This window comes from Stenotrophomonas sp. TWI1151 (assembly GCF_039673135.1).
Classification (GTDB): Bacteria; Pseudomonadota; Gammaproteobacteria; order Xanthomonadales; family Xanthomonadaceae; genus Stenotrophomonas.
On record NZ_JBDJLA010000003.1, the window covers coordinates 179,686 to 195,860 of the forward strand.

Annotated in this window: 15 protein-coding genes; 8 read left to right on the forward strand and 7 right to left on the reverse strand. The window is 67.6% G+C overall.

Features of this window, described 5'->3' with window-relative positions:
• The first annotated feature begins 358 nt into the window (after positions 1-358).
• The 5 genes from ABE422_RS06630 to hemF all read left to right on the forward strand — a co-directional run bounded on the left by ABE422_RS06630 (position 359) and on the right by hemF (position 6,435).
• The gene (locus ABE422_RS06630) at positions 359-2,725 is read left to right on the forward strand and encodes a S9 family peptidase (RefSeq protein WP_346482696.1); all 2,367 of its coding nucleotides are present in this window, start codon (positions 359-361) and stop codon (positions 2,723-2,725) included.
• 28 nt (positions 2,726-2,753) lie between these two features.
• On the forward strand, positions 2,754-3,173 hold the full coding sequence (locus ABE422_RS06635; protein WP_313212585.1) for an NUDIX domain-containing protein: 420 nt from the start codon (positions 2,754-2,756) through the stop codon (positions 3,171-3,173).
• Between the two features lie 123 nt (positions 3,174-3,296).
• Positions 3,297-3,803 carry a hypothetical protein gene (locus tag ABE422_RS06640; protein WP_346465658.1) on the forward strand — a complete coding sequence of 169 codons (507 nt, stop codon included), beginning with the start codon at positions 3,297-3,299 and terminating at the stop codon, positions 3,801-3,803.
• Positions 3,804-3,854: 51 nt separating this feature from the next.
• Positions 3,855-5,486, forward strand: coding sequence for a hypothetical protein (locus tag ABE422_RS06645; RefSeq protein WP_346482697.1), 1,632 nt, complete (start codon positions 3,855-3,857; stop codon positions 5,484-5,486).
• Between the two features lie 52 nt (positions 5,487-5,538).
• Positions 5,539-6,435 (forward strand): oxygen-dependent coproporphyrinogen oxidase, encoded by an 897-nt coding sequence (gene hemF / locus ABE422_RS06650; RefSeq protein WP_313212573.1) that lies wholly within the window; start codon positions 5,539-5,541, stop codon positions 6,433-6,435.
• Positions 6,436-6,522: 87 nt separating this feature from the next.
• Here hemF and ABE422_RS06655 read toward each other — a convergent pair whose 3' ends face one another.
• Both ABE422_RS06655 and polA read right to left on the reverse strand, forming a co-directional pair.
• Complete coding sequence (locus tag ABE422_RS06655; protein ID WP_313212574.1) at positions 6,523-6,999, reverse strand: YetF domain-containing protein; 477 nt, start codon at positions 6,997-6,999, stop codon at positions 6,523-6,525.
• Between the two features lie 375 nt (positions 7,000-7,374).
• Positions 7,375-10,146: a DNA polymerase I gene (polA, locus tag ABE422_RS06660; protein WP_346482698.1), complete on the reverse strand. Its 2,772-nt coding sequence runs from the start codon at positions 10,144-10,146 to the stop codon at positions 7,375-7,377.
• Between the two features lie 97 nt (positions 10,147-10,243).
• On the opposite strand from polA, the gene ABE422_RS06665 reads away from it, so the two are divergent.
• Together ABE422_RS06665 and ABE422_RS06670 are read left to right on the forward strand one after the other, a co-directional pair.
• Positions 10,244-10,525: a DUF2782 domain-containing protein gene (locus ABE422_RS06665; RefSeq protein ID WP_070470027.1), complete on the forward strand. Its 282-nt coding sequence runs from the start codon at positions 10,244-10,246 to the stop codon at positions 10,523-10,525.
• A gap of 83 nt (positions 10,526-10,608) precedes the next feature.
• The gene (locus ABE422_RS06670; RefSeq protein WP_121040913.1) at positions 10,609-10,848 is read left to right on the forward strand and encodes a hypothetical protein; all 240 of its coding nucleotides are present in this window, start codon (positions 10,609-10,611) and stop codon (positions 10,846-10,848) included.
• Positions 10,849-10,898: 50 nt separating this feature from the next.
• Here ABE422_RS06670 and ABE422_RS06675 read toward each other — a convergent pair whose 3' ends face one another.
• The 3 genes from ABE422_RS06675 to ABE422_RS06685 form a co-directional block, all read right to left on the reverse strand.
• Complete coding sequence (locus ABE422_RS06675; RefSeq protein ID WP_313212577.1) at positions 10,899-11,345, reverse strand: universal stress protein; 447 nt, start codon at positions 11,343-11,345, stop codon at positions 10,899-10,901.
• Between the two features lie 75 nt (positions 11,346-11,420).
• The gene (locus tag ABE422_RS06680) at positions 11,421-11,990 is read right to left on the reverse strand and encodes a sugar O-acetyltransferase (RefSeq protein WP_346482699.1); all 570 of its coding nucleotides are present in this window, start codon (positions 11,988-11,990) and stop codon (positions 11,421-11,423) included.
• Positions 11,991-12,039: 49 nt separating this feature from the next.
• Entirely contained in the window at positions 12,040-12,297 is a 258-nt protein-coding gene (locus ABE422_RS06685) for a hypothetical protein (RefSeq protein WP_346482700.1), read from the reverse strand.
• Positions 12,298-12,520: 223 nt separating this feature from the next.
• On the opposite strand from ABE422_RS06685, the gene ABE422_RS06690 reads away from it, so the two are divergent.
• Positions 12,521-13,252, forward strand: coding sequence for a ThuA domain-containing protein (locus tag ABE422_RS06690; RefSeq protein ID WP_313212580.1), 732 nt, complete (start codon positions 12,521-12,523; stop codon positions 13,250-13,252).
• Here the strand turns inward: ABE422_RS06690 and ABE422_RS06695 are convergent, their stop codons facing one another.
• Both ABE422_RS06695 and uvrD read right to left on the reverse strand, forming a co-directional pair.
• A complete protein-coding gene (locus ABE422_RS06695) occupies positions 13,253-13,807 on the reverse strand; it encodes a hypothetical protein (protein ID WP_282264094.1) in 555 nt (184 codons plus the stop codon).
• A 157-nt stretch (positions 13,808-13,964) separates the two neighbouring features.
• Positions 13,965-16,154: a DNA helicase II gene (gene uvrD, locus ABE422_RS06700; protein WP_313212581.1), complete on the reverse strand. Its 2,190-nt coding sequence runs from the start codon at positions 16,152-16,154 to the stop codon at positions 13,965-13,967.
• Between the last annotated feature and the right edge of the window lie 21 nt (positions 16,155-16,175).

The window sequence follows — 16,175 nt, forward strand, 5'->3', positions numbered from 1 at the left end:
AGTCTGGGCCTGTATCCGTGAAAGGCACATGCGACCCGGTGACGCGCTGCTTCACTTTGTCGCAGGGGCTACCGCAAGCCGAGCCCCTTAGCGGCCGGTAGGGGAAGCCAGGCTTTTCAGGGCCTGTCGGTGGGTTGGGCGCTGGGGCGCCATACCCTTGGAGGCGAAATAAAGGAGGAGGGGTCGGCCGCAGGCCGACGCCGGGGGACATTCGCCGGAAAGGGTATGGGGCCCCAGCGCCCAACCCACCGACCACCGCTTGCCTTCCGCGCGAGCGCACGCCCATGACCTGTGGCCCCTTCCTGCGGTCCTTGCGGCTGCTACGCTTGCCGGGTTTTCTACTACGGTGCCGCCCGCAATGCCCAGAACGCTGCCTTTGTCCCTGCTGCTGCTCGCCGCCCTCGGCGGGACCGCCCACGCGGCGCCCACGCCGATCACCATCGAGCAGGCCATGGCCGACCCCGACTGGATCGGCCCGCCGGTCGAAAGCGCGTGGTGGTCCTGGAACAGCCAGCAGGTCGAGTACCAGCTCAAGCGCAACGGCAGCCCGGTGCGCGACACCTTCCGCCAGCCGGTGGCCGGCGGCGTGGCCGCACAGGTTGGCGATGACCAGCGCGGCACCCTGGATGTGGACAGCCCGGTCTACGACAGCGCGCGCCAGCGCTCGGCCTTCGTGCGCAATGGCGATGTGTTCGTGCGCGACCTGCGCAGCGGCGCGCTGACCCAGCTGACCCGCAGCACCGAGAAGTCCGGCGCGGTCAATTTCGCCCGCGACGGCGGCGTGATCTGGCGCACCGGCCAGAACTGGTTCCATTGGACCGCCGCCGCCGGCGTGCAGCAGGTCGCCAGCCTGAAGGCCGAGAAGAATCCGGACGACGCGCCCAAGGCCGATACCCTGCGCGAGCAGCAGCTGCGCACCCTGGCCACGCTGCGTAACGATCGCGCCCAGCGCGAGGCACTCAAGGCGCAGGAAGCCAGCTGGCGTCGCGCCGATGGCACCCGCGCACCGGGCCCGGTGTATCTGGGCGCGGATGTGGAGATCGTCGACAGCGTGCTCTCGCCGGATGCGCGCACGCTGATCGTGGTCACCAAGCCGAAGAGCTTCGATGAAGGCCGCGGCGGCAAGATGCCCAAGTACGTGACCGAGTCGGGTTACGAAGAGTTCGAAGAGACCCGCACCCGCGTGGGCCGCAACGACCCGGAGCCGAACGCGCTGTGGCTGGTCGATGCCGTCGCCGGCACGGTCAAGCCGCTGTCGCTGGACGGCCTGCCGGGCATCGGCACCGACCCGCTGGCCGCGCTGCGCAAGGCCGCCGGCAAGGACGCCCTGAAGGGCAACCGCCCGGTGGAAGTACTCGGTGGCCCCGGCGCGCCCGGCATCCGCTGGAGCGCCGATGGCCAGCAGGCCGCGATCATGCTGCGCGCCAACGACAACAAGGACCGCTGGATCGCCAGCGTGACCCCGGCCAGCGCCAAGCTGGAGACGCGTCATCGCCTGACCGACAGCGCCTGGATCAACTGGAGCTTCAACGATTTCGGCTGGTCCAACGACAACCGCACGCTGTGGCTGCTGTCCGAAGAATCCGGCTATTCGCACCTGTACACCCAGCAGGGCACGGCCAAGCCGCAGCCACTGACCGGCGGCAAGTGGGAAAGCTCGATGCCGGTGCCCAGCGCCGACGGCCGCGGCTTCTACTTCCTGTGCAACCAGCAGTCGCCGGGCGACTACGAAGTGTGCGCGGTCGACACCGCCAGCAAGCAGGTGCGTGAGCTGACCTCGCTCAACGGCGTGGAAGACTTCTCGCTGTCCCCGGATGGCCAGCAGCTGCTGGTGCGTTACTCCGGCGCCTACCTGCCGACCCAGCTGGCCGTGGTGCCCGCTGCCGGTGGCCAGGCCAAGGTGCTGACCGACACCCGCACGGCCGAGTTCAAGGCGCGCGAGTGGATCCAGCCCAAGCTGGTACAGGTGCCGTCCAAGCACGGCGCGGGCGTGGTCTGGGCCAAGTACTACGGACCGGAGACCTTCGAGCCGGGCAAGCAGTACCCGATCGCCATGTTCGTGCACGGCGCCGGCTATCTGCAGAACGTGCACCAGCAGTACCCGGCCTACTTCCGTGAGCAGATGTTCCATAACCTGCTGGTGCAGAAGGGCTACGTGGTGCTGGACATGGATTACCGCGGCAGCGCCGGCTACGGCCGCGACTGGCGCACGGCGATCTACCGCAACATGGGCCACCCGGAACTGGAAGACTACAAGGACGGCCTGGACTGGCTGGTCGCCACCAAGCAGGGCGACCGTGACCACGCCGGCATCTACGGCGGCTCCTACGGCGGCTTCATGACCTTCATGGCGCTGTTCCGCTCGCCGGGCACGTTCAAGGCCGGTGCCGCGCTGCGCCCGGTGGTCGATTGGCACCAGTACAACCACGGCTACACCGCCAACATCCTCAACACCCCGGACATCGACCCGGAGGCGTACCGCAAATCGTCGCCGATCGAGTACGCCGACGGGCTGCAGGACCACCTGCTGATCGCGCACGGGATGATGGATGACAACGTGTTCTTCCAGGATTCGGTCAACCTCACCCAGAAGCTGATCGAACTGCACAAGGACAACTGGTCGATCGCGCCGTACCCGCTGGAACGCCACGGCTATGTGCGTGCCGATTCCTGGCTGGACCAGTACAAGCGCATCCTCAAGCTGTTCGAAGAGAACCTGAAGTAATCCAGCGATGACGTCGGTGCCCACTGACGTGCAGCACGCCGCGGCGACGATCGATATCGTCGCCGCGGTCGTTTTCGATCCCGACGGCCGCGTACTGGTGGTGCGCAAGCACGGCTCGGACACCTTCATCCAGCCCGGCGGCAAACCCGAGCCCGGCGAAGCGCCCTTGGCCGCGCTGGCGCGCGAGCTGGAAGAAGAACTCGGGGTCACGGTGGACCCCGCCAGTGCCGTGCCGTTGGGCCGGTTCGAGGCCTGGGCGGTGCACGAAGCCGGACACCGCGTACGGGCCCACGCCTATCTGGTGACGGTGACCGGTTCGCCCCGCGCACAGGCGGAAATCGCCGAACTGGCCTGGGTGCCGCTGCGCCCGCCGCATGGCGTTTGCTTGGCACCGCTGAGCGCAGACCATATCCTGCCCGCGGCCGCGAACGCGGTGGCTGGGACCTAGACGTCGCGGCCTGCCCAACCAGGACACCGGATGTCAGCCTCGCTTCCCCCGCAATTGCCTTCCTGCACGCCCCGCCCCAGCAGGGAGGGTGCGCCTGCGTTTCTCGCCCCCCTGCTCAAGTCCGTGCTGCTGGTCTGCCTGGTCACGGCCGCGATGTGGGGGGTACTGGCCCTGATTGCGATACCTCTGTCGGGCTCGGAGGCGCTGCAGGCGCTACTGGCCGATGAGGACCTGCACTGGCTGCCTGGCTCGCTGCGCTGGCTGCTCACCCACCCGGTGCTGGCCAACGTGCTGCTGTGCGTGTCGAGCCTCTTGGGCGTTGCCGCATGCTGGGGCATGCTGCGTCGCTGGCGCTGGGCATGGGCACTGTTCATCGTGCTGCTGGCGGTCACCGCCGTGCTCAACGTGGTCGCCGCGTGGCTGCTGGACGATGCGTTCCGCCACCTGCTGGCGCAGATACCCGGTGACACCCTGTCGATCGAACTGCTCAAGCTGCGCAGTGAGCTGCGCGTACAGCGCGTGATCTGCAGCGGCCTCGCCGGCGTGACCGCACTGGCGTTCGCGGTGCTGCAGGGCTGGCTGATCGTGCGCCTGTGCGCGGCCGATGTACGTGCGCTGTTCCGCCGCTGACCTGTTTCCCGCAGCGCCACGGTGCGCTGCACGACCTGCAAGGATGATCGTGTGACTGTTTCCCTCCCCCTTCTGCGCCGCCATGGCTGGCGCGCGACCCTGTTCACCCTGCTCACGGCGGTCAGCCTGCCGGCGGCGGCCCAGGCCATGGTCTGTGGCACGTTCGTGGCCAAGGACAGCGGCACCACATTGACCCTGCACAGTGCGAACGAGGGGGTGCGGCAGATTCCCGGCCAAGCGCCCGAGCCTTACCTCCTCAGCCGCCTCGGCGACGAGCTGAAGCTGGCCGACCTGGACAACGGCGGCGTCAGCTCGCTGAACGTGCAGGAGGGCGGTCGCCTGCTCAGTGACCGCTTCAACGACTACCGCTTGCAGAAGGCGGCCACCTGCCGCCGCGCGACGGTCTTTCCGGCGGCATCGTGCCGGGCCGAGATCGGCACCTGCCTGAACGACACGCTCTTCGCCAGCAACGACCGCCTGCGTCAATGGTGTCGGGAGGATGTGCCGGCTGCCTGCAAGCGTCTGCTGGCCAATTTCCAGTCCGAAGCGCGCGAGGCCAGGACGCTGGCGGCGACCCGGGACGATGCGCCGGAGCTGCCCGAGCCGGAGGTCTGCAAACCTGCGTCCACGCAGTACGACCAGGCTGCCTGTCTGGAGGCCGCGCGCGACGCGATGGGGCAAGCGCTGGCCAAGGCGCTGCTTGGCGGGCTCAGCGCAGCCAAGGCGTCACCGCTGCCGGCCATACAGCTCGATGAGATCACCACCCTGTGCCGGGCACAGACCGGCGGCACGTTCTGCGCCAACGCTGCCGAGGCGTTGTGGGACGCCGGCCGCCTGATCCCGGCCCGCGATGCACTGCAGCGGGCGTGCACCCTGGGCAAGGACCCGCGCGCCTGCGAGCGTGCGGCGCCGCTGGCCACGCTGGAGGCCAAGGCACTGACCCCGGTGGCAGCCACCGCCCTGCCCTGCGGCAGCTATGTCGCCAGCCAGGGCCTGATGGACCATCTGCCGTTCGGCGATGGCGGCATGCTCGACAGCGGCTTCGGCGGCAAGCTGCGCGCGCGGCTGGTCGATGGCGACATCCGTGTGCGCCATGACCAGGGCGACGACTTCGTGTTCAAGCGCCTGGCCAACGGCAACCTGATCGGCATGGACAGCTGGAACCGCTTCAGCTATTACGAACGCACCGGCGAGGCGCAGCAGTGCAGCGCGCCGGTGGTCTTCGTCGAAACCCCGCTGCCGCAGGGTTGCCCGACCTTGGGCCGCGAGGGCGGTGCGCAGGCGTGCTGCGCGGCCGGCAAGCTGCAGGGCTGCAATGCCGCCGGTCACCAGCTGGCGCTGCGCAACCGCTGGGCCGAGGCGGCGCCGTTCTATCTCAAGCTCTGCGCCGCCGGGGTACGCGAGGGCTGCGAGAACCTGGCCAGCGTCTACGAACACACCGGTGACGAGGCGCTGCCCGAGCAGATGGCCTCGATCTGCGCCAAGGATGGAAACGGCACGCACGTGGCCTGCGATGTGCACGCGACCCGCAACTGGGGCCTGATGCGGGTCAGTGCCGGGCTGGAACAGATCGCCGAGCGCATGGCGACCGAGCCCGATGCCGAGGCAGACGACGCCGCACCGGCCGAGGCGCCCGCCGCGGCGAAGAACAGCAAGACCAGCACCCGCAAAAGCGGTCACTGAGCGCCAGTGAGCACACGCAGGCCGTGCACCGGCCTGCGGTAAAGTAGCGCCCATGAACGACTTCGACCGCGTCCGCGCGTATCTGACCGACCTGCAGGACCGCATCTGTGCGGCGATTGAAACCGCCGACGGCCAGGCCCGCTTCACCGAAGATCTCTGGCAGCGCGCGGAGGGCGGCGGTGGCCGGACCCGCATCCTGCGCGATGGGGCGGTGTTCGAGCAGGCCGGGATCGGGTTCTCCGATGTGGCCGGCACGCGCCTGCCGCCATCGGCCTCGGCGAACCGGCCAGAGTTGGCCGGCGCGTCATGGCGCGCGACCGGCGTCTCGCTGGTCTTCCATCCCGCCAATCCCTACCTGCCGACGACGCACGCCAACGTGCGCTACTTCCGCGCCGAGCGTGATGGCGTGGCGGTGGCCTCGTGGTTCGGAGGCGGCTTTGACCTCACTCCGTTCTACCCCATCGACGAAGACGTGCGGCACTGGCACCAGGTTGCGCACGATCTGTGCGCGCCCTTCGGCGAAGAGCGCTATGCGGCGCACAAGCGCTGGTGCGATGAGTATTTCTTCCTGCGCCACCGCAATGAAACGCGCGGCGTGGGCGGGTTGTTCTTCGACGACCTGCATGGCGACTTCGAGCGCGATTTTGCGTATCTGCGGGCGGTCGGCGATGGTTTCCTGGATGCCTATCTGCCGCTGGTCGAGCGCCGCAAGGACACGCCGTATGGCGAGCGCGAACGCGAGTTCCAGCTGTACCGCCGTGGCCGCTACGTGGAGTTCAACCTGGTCTATGACCGCGGCACGCTGTTCGGCCTGCAGAGCGGCGGGCGCAGCGAGAGCATCCTGATGAGCCTGCCCCCGCGCGTGCGCTGGGAATACGGTTTCCAACCTGAAACCGGCAGCGACGAAGCCCGCCTGGCCGACTACCTGGTTCCGCGCGACTGGGTGTAACCCAGCGCGCCACCGCATGGGCCGGCATGGATTTCGCATGCGGTGCATGGGTGGCACCCGTCGGGTAGAGCCACCCCATGGGTGGCTCTACGCCTTCTTCGGCACGATGGTGATGTGCCCGTTGATCTCCAGCACCGCCAGGGCGACATCGTCGATGGACAGGCAGCCCTGCTGACGCATCGCTGCGTCCAGATCGGCCGGGGTCACGAGCTCGCGCTTGAGCACGGAATCGAGCACCTTGCCATCACGGGCGATCAGGATCGGCTCGCCTTCGACCAGCGTTTCCACGCGCCGACTGCGCGTGCTGAGCCAGCCCACGCCGTAGTTGATCGAGATCAGGGTCGCCGCCAGCAGCAGGCCGCCGCCCAGGGAGGTGTCTTCGCCAAGCAGCGCGTTCTGCACCGCGTTGCCGAGCAGCACGATCAGCAAGACATCGAACGGGGTGATCTGGCCCAGCGCGCGCTTGCCGGAGAGCCGGACCATGCCCAGTACCACCGCGTACACCACCACCGCGCGCAGGATGAATTCCCACCACGGCATGGCCAATGCAAACAGGTCGCTCATGCGGTTCTCCCCGGGTCCAGCCCACAGCATGGGCCGCGCGCAGGGCAAACGGCAATCGGCAGCGCGGGGTCTCTCGTGCGGCGGGCCGCGCGGGGTTTTCGGCGCCACAAATAAAAAGCCCCGCCAACCAGGGGGAGGTTAGCGGGGCCGGGGAACGGGTGCTTGGGGAGGAGCCCCCGTTCCGAGATCTGCTCCAGGGGATGGGAGAGATCCACAACAGGCATTGCGCCTGTCGAGGTCTATCAAAGCACTCCGAACATTGATAGTTCGTGAAGGGGCCCAATTAATTCGGGCCTCCTCCCAGAAACATTCATCCAACAGTCAGATTATCGTGGCGTACTGAACCAATTCAGCCTTTTGACTGTGATTCAGGCCTCAATGGGCCTCATCCCAGTTGTCGCCCACGCCCGCATCCACCACCAACGGTACACGCAGTTCGGCGGCCGAGGACATCAGTTCCACGACTTTCAAACGCAAGGTATCGAGGAAACTACTTTCGGTTTCAAAGACCAGTTCATCGTGCACCTGCAGAATCATCTTGGCCTGGTCGCCGTGATCCTCCAGCCAGCTGTCCACCTTGACCATGGCGCGCTTGATGATGTCCGCCGCGGTGCCCTGCATCGGGGCATTGATCGCGGCCCGTTCAGCACCGGCGCGCAGGCCCTGGTTGCGGGCGTTGATGTCGTTCAGGTACAGACGGCGGCCGAACAGGGTTTCCACATAGCCCTGGTCGCGGGCCTGCTGGCGCATCCGCTCCATGAAATCGCGCACGCCCGGGTAGCGGCTGAAGTACAGCGCCACGTAATCCTGGGCCTGGCCGCGGTCGATGCCCAGGTTGCGGGCCAGGCCGAACGCGCTCATGCCGTACATCAGGCCGAAGTTGATCGCCTTGGCGGCCCGGCGCTCGTTGGAGGTCACCTCTTCCAGGCGGCGGCTGAAGACTTCCGCCGCCGTCGCCCGGTGCACGTCCACGCCCTGCTCGAACGCCCGCACCAGGCCGGGGTCCTCGGAGAGGTGGGCCATGATCCGCAGCTCGATCTGCGAGTAATCGCAGGCCAGGATCTTGCGGCCCGGCGGGGCCACGAAGGCGCGGCGGATGCGGCGGCCATCCTCGGTGCGGATCGGGATGTTCTGCAGGTTCGGGTCGGACGAGGACAGCCGACCGGTGGCGGCGCCGGACTGGTGGTAGCTGGTGTGTACCCGCCCGGTGTCCTGGTTGATCATCTCCGGCAGCTTGTCGGTGTAGGTGCTGCGCAGCTTGGCCAGCCCGCGGTACTCCAGGATCACCCGCGGCAGTTCATGCTGCTCGGCGATCGCCTCCAGCGCCTCTTCGTTGGTGCTGGGCTGGCCCTTGGGGGTCTTCACCAGTGCCGGCAGCTGCAGTTCGTCGAACAGCACGGCCTGCAGCTGCTTGGGCGAATCCAGGTTGAAGGTGCGCCCGGCCAGCTCGGTGGCCTTCTGCTGGGCAGCCAGCATGCGCGAGCCCAGGTCCTGGCTCTGCCGGCGCAGTTCGGCCATGTCGATGTGCACGCCATTGGCTTCGATGCGGGTCAGCACCGGCACCAGCGGCATCTCGATGTCGCGGTAGACGCTGTCCAGCGAGGGCGTGGCCTGTAGTTGTGGCTGCAGGGCGTGGTGCAGGCGCAGGGTCACGTCGGCATCTTCGGCGGCGTAGCGGCAGGCTTCGTCCAGGCCCACCTGCGAGAACGAGATCTGCTTGGCACCCTTGCCGGCCACCTCCTCGAACTTGATCGTGGTGTAGCCCAGGTAGCGCATCGCCAGCGAGTCCATGTCATGGCGCGTGGCGGTGGAATTGAGCACGAAGCTCTCCAGCATGGTGTCGTCGTGGTACCCCTGCAGGTTCACGCCGTGGCGGCGCAGCACGTGCAGGTCGTACTTGCCGTGCTGGCCAAGCTTCTTCTTGGAGGGGTCTTCCAGGGCAGGACGCAGCGCGGCCAGCACCTGCTCGCGTGGCAGCTGGGCCGGCGCGCCGGGGTAATCATGGCCGACCGGGATATAGGCGGCGCGGCCCGGCTCGACCGCCAGGCTGATGCCGACCAGATTGGCGCGCATGGCGTCCAGCGCGTCGGTCTCGGTATCGAACGAGATCAGCTCGGCATCGGCCAGGCGCTGCACCCAGGCGTCGAGCTGCTCGGTGGTCAGCACCATCTCGTACTCGCCGGGGGCGGAGAGCGCCGGGTCGACCGGCACCACCGCCACCTCCGGCGTGGCACGGGCGTAGCCGGCCGCGGTGCCACGCAGGCTGACCGGGGCCTCGCTGGCAGCGGCCGGGGCCGGCACGGGACCGCCCAGCTCCTTGAGCGCCTGGGTGAAGCCGTAACGCAGGTACAGCTCGCTCAGCGACGGCACGTCCGGCTCGCGCAGCGGCAGGGTCTGCGCCGTTACCTCCAGCGGCACATCGGTGCGGATCGTGACCAGCTCGCGGTTGAGCGGCAGGCGCTCCAGCGCCGCGCGCAGGTTCTCGCCGATCTTGCCCTTCATGGTCGGGGCCGCCGCCATCACCCCATCCAGGTGCTGGTACTCGGCCAGCCACTTGGCGGCGGTCTTGGGACCGCACTTTTCCACGCCGGGCACGTTGTCCACGGCGTCGCCCATCAGTGCCAGCAGGTCGACGATCTGGTCGGCGCGCACGCCGAACTTCTCCATGACCGCCGCGTCCGAATCCATGCGGCTGCCGGTCATGGTGTTGACCAGCTCGATACCCGGGCGGACCAGCTGGGCGAAGTCCTTGTCGCCGGTGGAAATGGTCACCTGCAGGCCATCGCGGTGGCCCTGCAGGGCCAGCGTGCCGATCACATCATCGGCTTCCACGCCGGGGATGCGCAGGATGCTCAGGCCCAGCGCCTCGACGATGCGGCACATCGGCTCGATCTGCGGGCGCAGGTCGTCGGGCATCGGCGGGCGGTTGGCCTTGTAGTCGGCATACAGGTCGTCACGGAAGGTCTTGCCGGGCGCATCGACCACGAAGGCGACGTACTCGGGGCGCTCCTTCAAGGTGGCGCGCAGCATGTTGACCACGCCGAACAGTGCGCCGGTGGGTTCACCGTGTGCGTTGGTCAGCGGCGGAAGCGCGTGGAACGCGCGATACAGGTAACTGGACCCGTCAATCAGGACTAATCGGCTCATGGGGCGATTCTACGCGCCCGGCCCTGACCGTCGTCGGCACCGGCCTCACGATCCATCGGGCATAATCAGGCCCTCTTCGCCCAAGGACTCCCGGCCCATGAAGATTCTGTTGCTCGCAGGCGTGCTCGCGCTGGCCGGCTGTGCCACCGGTGGTGGCGGCAGGCCCCCGGTTGATGTCACTGGTGCCGATGTGGTCAAGACGGTGCAGGACAACGGCGACACCATCGAGGAATACCGGGTGGGCGGCCAGCTGCGGATGGTCAAGGTGACCCCGTCGCGCGGTGCCCCGTTCTACATGTACGACCAGAACGGCGATGGCCGCATGGACAGCGACAAGGACGGCGTCTCGCCGGTGTATTGGAAGCTCTACAGCTGGTGATTCCGGGCGTCGACCGCACTGCCGCCCCGTGACCGCACGGGGCCGGCAAGGCACTGACCCCCGTCCCCGCTTGCCCACGCTCGATGACTACACCCGAACGCCGCCACGATCCAAATCCGGCTGAACTGCGCGCCGGCCTTACTGCAGAGCAACGCCAGGCGGTGGAGACGCTGGAGCATTTCGGCTGGCAGCTGCGCTTCGTGCGCCGCCCGCTGTTCCGCGACCCGATCCCGGTGCTGTTCGACCGCAGCGGCGAGCGTTATGTGGTGCTGCAGCCGGATGGCACGCTGGATGAATCGCAGACGTTGAAACTGCGCGATTGACGGGCACTGAGGGGCACTGCCGGCCAGCGGCCGGCACTACCGCTTCTCCGTTATCGGATGACCAGCACCGGTACCGTGCTGCGTGCCAGCACTTCGGCGGTCTGGCTGCCGAGCAGCACGCGGGTCACACCACGGCGGCCATGCGAGGTCATCACGATCAGGTCGCTGCCGCGCTCGGTGGCGGTATCGATGATGCCGTCGGCGGCATAGCGGTCCAGCACATGCACGGTTTCAGTGCGCAGGCCCTGCGCCTCTGCGGCGGCCTTGGCCGGCTGCAGCACCTTCTGCGCGGTCTCTTCGCGATCGGCTTTGTATTCGGGCGTGTTCATGTAGCCCACGCTCCAGCCCATCGCGTCGTACATACCGACGGCCCATGGCTCGGAGACGGTCACGATATCGACCTCGGCATCGAGGTCCTTGGCCAGCTCCAGGCCCTTGGCCAGGCCTTTCTCGGCCAGCTCCGAACCATCGGTGGCAATCAGGATGCGCTTGTACATGGCAGAGCTCCTTGGGGTGGGCAATGGGAACATCACCATTGCACACCCGGTGTGGACGCAGTGCCTTGAGCTGGATCAATCGCCGAGGCCGCGCGCAGGCACCGCCCGCGCCGGATTGCCCACCACGGTCGCGCCCGCAGGCACGTCGCGGGTGACCACACTGCCCGCGCCCACCACCGCGTCATCGCCGATGGTGACGCCGGGCAGCACGATCGCGCCGCCCCCGATCCAGACATTGCGCCCGATCCGGATCGGCCTGGCCGACTCCAGACCTTCCGCCCGCGCCTGGGGATCACGCGGATGGTCGGCGGCGTAGAGCTGCACTGCCGGACCGATCTGGGTGCCATCGCCGATACTGACCTCGGCCACGTCCAGGATCACGCAGTTGTAGTTGAGGAACACGCCCTGCCCCAGGCGGATGTTGTAGCCGTAGTCGCAATGGAATGGCGGCCGGATCACCGCGCCTTCGCCGACCGCGCCGAGCTGCTCGCGCAACAGCGCGCGGCGCACGGCCGGGCTTTCGGCCAGGGCGGCGTTGTAGCGGACCATCCAGACCTTGGCGGCGGCCATGTCGGCCTGCAGCGCCGGATCACCGGGGCGGTAGGGCAGCCCGGACAGCATCTTTTCTTTTTCGCTCGGACCCATGTGGCCTCCCTCAGACAGAGGGTGATGATGCCGGTTGGCCGCTCGCGTGTCAGCGCGTGCCGCGTCGCGTGCCCAGCAGCGCCACCAGTGCGAAGACGATGCCGCTCAGCCAGAACCACAGCGTTGCCTGGCCGATGCACAACCCACTGGGCTGCAGCTGGCAGCGCAGGCGCAGCAGATCGAAGTCGCCGCCGTCGGCCAGGCAGGTCTGCGCGTGCTGGAACAGGGCCAGCACCGGCTCGGCCCAGCCTGCCGACCATGTCAGCAGAACCAGTGCAGCAAGCAGATACGGAATTCCCTTGTTCACGAGTGCGCTCCCAGCGGACAGGGGCAGACTCTGGGCGCCGGCCGGGGGAGCGACAAGCGGCACGCGACGAACTGTGTGAAATCCGGGATGAGCCGGGGGCGATCGGGGATGAAGCGAGGCGCCCTGGCCCACCACAACACGGATCGCGCAGGCATGCGCTGCCTGGGATGCCTGTGCTGCAGCGCAGGACGGAGACGGGCAGCGCCCATGACAGACTTCGCGCATGCGCCCTCTGCTCATCGCCCTGCTGTGCTCGCTGGCCCTGCTGCCGCTACCCGGCCTTGCCGCCGCGCCGGGTCCGGACCGCGTGCTGATCTTCATCCGCACCGCCACGTTCCACCACGACTCGATTCCTGTGGCCGTGGCAACGCTGCGCGAGCTGAGTGCCGAGGCCGGCATGACGGCGGACCCGAGCGACGATCCCCGGGACTTCCGCCCCGACAACCTCGCCCGCTACCGCGCCGTGGTCTTCGCCAATACCACCGGCGACGTACTCGACGCCGCGCAGCAGGCGGCGATGGAACAGTTCATCCGCAACGGCGGCGGCTTCATGGGCGTGCACGCCGCGGCCGACACCGAGTACGACTGGCCGTGGTACGGCGAACTGGTCGGCGCGTGGTTCCACAAGCATCCCAAGGGTCTGCAGGAGACGCTTGTGCAGCCCGAACGTGACGGCAGGCCGTCAGGCCCGGCGTGGCCGATCCGCGATGAGCTTTACAACTACCGGCGCAATCCGCGTGGAATGGTGAAGGTCATCGCGACAGTGGACGAATCGCGTTACGACGGCGGCACCATGGGCGCCGATCATCCCATCGCCTGGTGCCGGCCCTTCGATGGCGGCCGCAGCTGGTACACCGGGCTGGGCCACGACGCGGCGGTGTATGCCGACCCGAATGTGCGGGCGCAGCTGCGCCGTGGCCTGCGCTATGCAGCAGGCCACGCGCCGGACTGCTGATCAGGCGGTACGCACCACGCGCGCGCCTTGGCACAGCGGGTAGCTCGCCAGCAGATCGGCGATGCGCGCGTGCAGGGTGTCGAACGAGGCGCCATACAGATACAGCGCCGTCTCGGTCGGGCCCTGCCACCAGCTGCAGATCTCGCCGTGGCCTTCGATGCGCTCGACGATCTGTTCGAACACATAGTTCGAGTCGCACTGCTCGTAGACCTCATCGGGCAGGTCGGTGCCGTTGAGATACAAGGCCAGGCCTTCGGTGACGCCGAACGGTTGATCGGGGGCGCCTTCGCGCTGGATCAGCGAGCCCTTCGGCGCTCCCAGCTGCTCCAGCAGCTCGATCACGCCAGGCAGCGAGGCTGGATCGTTCAACGCGACCTCGATATCGCCGTAGTCCACTTCACCATCTTCCGTCAGCGCGGTGCCACCGCCGGTGATCTCACCCAGCTCGGCACTGCCCAGCAGCGCATCCAGCGGATCTTCGAACAGCTCATGGCGATGCTCGGGCTGGAGCCTGGCGTTCAATTTGACGGTGAGGTGCAGCGGCGAATCGGTCATGGCGGGGGCCTGCGCGAAAGGAATGCCGCCATTGTAGTGCCGGCCGCTGGCCGCCTCCCGACAAGGTATGCCGCCCGTTGCAGTGCCGGGCGCCGGGCCGGGCCCCCCCACCCCAGGGCCCCCCCCCCCCCCCCCACTACCGGATCACGAGCGCTGCTCAGAGCACCGTCAAATTGGCATACGCCATCACCAGCCACTTGCTGCCGGCCTCGATGAATTCGACCTGCACGCGGGCGTGCTGGCCGCTGCCTTCGTAGTCGGTGACCATGCCTTCGCCGAACTTGGGATGGTTGACCATCGCGCCCAGCTTGAGTGGCGGTGCTTCCAGCGCCGCGTGGCCCATCACCCGGTTGGCACCGAGCGAGGTGCCACGCGAGACCTGCACCTTCGGGCGCACTTCATTGACCAGCTCACGCGGGATCTCGCGCAGGAAGCGCGAGGGCACGTTGTAGTTGTCCTGCCCATGGATGCGACGCGATTCGGCGTAGCAGAGCACCAGCTTCTGGCGCGCGCGGGTGATGCCCACGTACGCCAGGCGACGTTCTTCTTCCAGCCGGCCGCTTTCTTCCAGCGAGCGCGCGCTCGGGAACAGGCCGTCTTCCATGCCGGCCAGGAACACCAGCGGGAACTCCAGGCCCTTGGCGGCGTGCAGCGTCATCAACTGCACGCCCTCTTCGCCGGCCTGGGCCTGGCCTTCGCCGGCCTCCAGCGAGGCATAGGCGAGGAAGGCGACCAGCTCGCTCATGTCCTGGGTTTCTTCGACATCGTCTTCGCGACGCACGAAGCGCGAGGCCACCGAGACCAGTTCGTCCAGGTTGTCCGCGCGCGATTCCGAATCCAGCGCGTTGCGACTTTCCTTGGACCAGTGCTCGCGCAGGCCCGAGCGCATCAGCACATGGTCGATGCGTTCGGCGAGGGTCATCGTGTCGGCTTCAGCCTGGAGCTGATTGACCAGCACCAGGAAGCCGGCCAGCGCGTTGCGCGCACGTGCAGCGAGCTCATTGCCCTGGGTGGTCAGCATGGTGGCCTCCCACAGCGAAATCGCGTGGGAACGGGCCAAGCGGCGCACTTCATCCAGGGTGCGGTCGCCGATGCCACGCGTCGGCGTGTTGACCGCGCGCTCGAAGGCCGCGTCATCGTTGCGGTTGGTCATCAACCGCAGGTACGCCAGCGCGTCCTTGATTTCGGCACGCTCGAAGAAGCGCATGCCGCCGTACACGCGGTACGGCACCTGCTCGGAGAGCAGGGATTCTTCGAAGGCACGCGACTGCGCATTGCTGCGGTAGAGCACGGCGACATCGCCGTAGCTGCCGCCATCACGCACCCACTGGCGCGCGCGCTCGACCACGTAACGCGCCTCGTCCATCTCGTTGTAGGCCGCATACAGATCGATCGGATCGCCGTCGCCGCTGTCGGTCCACAACTCTTTGCCGATACGGTCCGGGTTGTGCGCGATCACCGCATTGGCCGCGCCGAGGATATTGGCGGTGGAGCGGTAGTTCTGCTCCAGGCGGACGGTCTGCGCACCCGGGAAATCCTTCAGGAAGCGCTGCACGTTCTCGACCTTGGCGCCGCGCCAGCCATAGATGGCCTGGTCGTCGTCGCCGACCACGAACACGTGGCCGGTATCGCCGGCGAGTACGCGCACGAAGGCGTACTGGATGGCGTTGGTGTCCTGGAACTCGTCCACCAGGATTTCGCGGAAGCGCGAACGGTAGTGAGCCAGCAAGGCCGGGTTGTCGCGCAGCAGTTCATGCGCGCGCAGCAACAGTTCGGCGAAATCGACCAGACCGGCGCGATCGCAGCGCTCCTGGTAGGCGATATACGCCTGGCGCATGGTTTCCAGCCACGCGTCATGCGGCTCGGGCTGGATATGCTGCGGGCGACGGCCCTCGTCCTTCTGCTCGTTGATCCACCAGGCGATCTGCTTCGGCGGGAACTTGCCGTCGTCGATCTCCAGCTGCTGGACCACGCGCTTGACCAGCCGCAGCTGGTCGTCCGAATCCATCACCTGGAAGCTGTCGGGCAGCTTGGCGTCCTGGAAATGCAGGCGCAGCAGGCGATGGGCCAGGCCGTGGAAGGTGCCGATCCAGGCGCCACGGCTGCCCTGCGACAGCTGCAGGTCGATGCGGTGACGCATCTCCCCGGCGGCCTTGTTGGTGAAGGTCACCGCAAAAATGCCATGGGTCGGCACGCCGCAGACTTCATTGAGCCAGGCGATGCGGTGGATAAGCACGCGGGTCTTGCCGGAACCGGCACCGGCAAGCACCAGATGGTGGCCGGGCGGGGCGGACACAGCTTCGCGCTGGGCGGGGTTCAACCCGTCGAGCAAGTGGGAAACATCCATGTCCCCATTTTACGCCCTCTG

Excerpts from the sequence above, each read along its gene's own strand:
- ABE422_RS06630 (WP_346482696.1), top strand. The coding sequence starts at position 359 with ATGCCCAGAACGCTGCCTTTGTCCCTGCTGCTGCTCGCCGCCCTCGGC.
- hemF (WP_313212573.1), top strand. The coding sequence starts at position 5,539 with ATGAACGACTTCGACCGCGTCCGCGCGTATCTGACCGACCTGCAGGAC.
- ABE422_RS06655 (WP_313212574.1), bottom strand. The coding sequence starts at position 6,999 with ATGAGCGACCTGTTTGCATTGGCCATGCCGTGGTGGGAATTCATCCTG.
- polA (WP_346482698.1), bottom strand. The coding sequence starts at position 10,146 with ATGAGCCGATTAGTCCTGATTGACGGGTCCAGTTACCTGTATCGCGCG.
- ABE422_RS06665 (WP_070470027.1), top strand. The coding sequence starts at position 10,244 with ATGAAGATTCTGTTGCTCGCAGGCGTGCTCGCGCTGGCCGGCTGTGCC.
- ABE422_RS06670 (WP_121040913.1), top strand. The coding sequence starts at position 10,609 with ATGACTACACCCGAACGCCGCCACGATCCAAATCCGGCTGAACTGCGC.
- ABE422_RS06675 (WP_313212577.1), bottom strand. The coding sequence starts at position 11,345 with ATGTACAAGCGCATCCTGATTGCCACCGATGGTTCGGAGCTGGCCGAG.
- ABE422_RS06680 (WP_346482699.1), bottom strand. The coding sequence starts at position 11,990 with ATGGGTCCGAGCGAAAAAGAAAAGATGCTGTCCGGGCTGCCCTACCGC.
- ABE422_RS06690 (WP_313212580.1), top strand. The coding sequence starts at position 12,521 with ATGCGCCCTCTGCTCATCGCCCTGCTGTGCTCGCTGGCCCTGCTGCCG.
- ABE422_RS06695 (WP_282264094.1), bottom strand. The coding sequence starts at position 13,807 with ATGACCGATTCGCCGCTGCACCTCACCGTCAAATTGAACGCCAGGCTC.
- uvrD (WP_313212581.1), bottom strand. The coding sequence starts at position 16,154 with ATGGATGTTTCCCACTTGCTCGACGGGTTGAACCCCGCCCAGCGCGAA.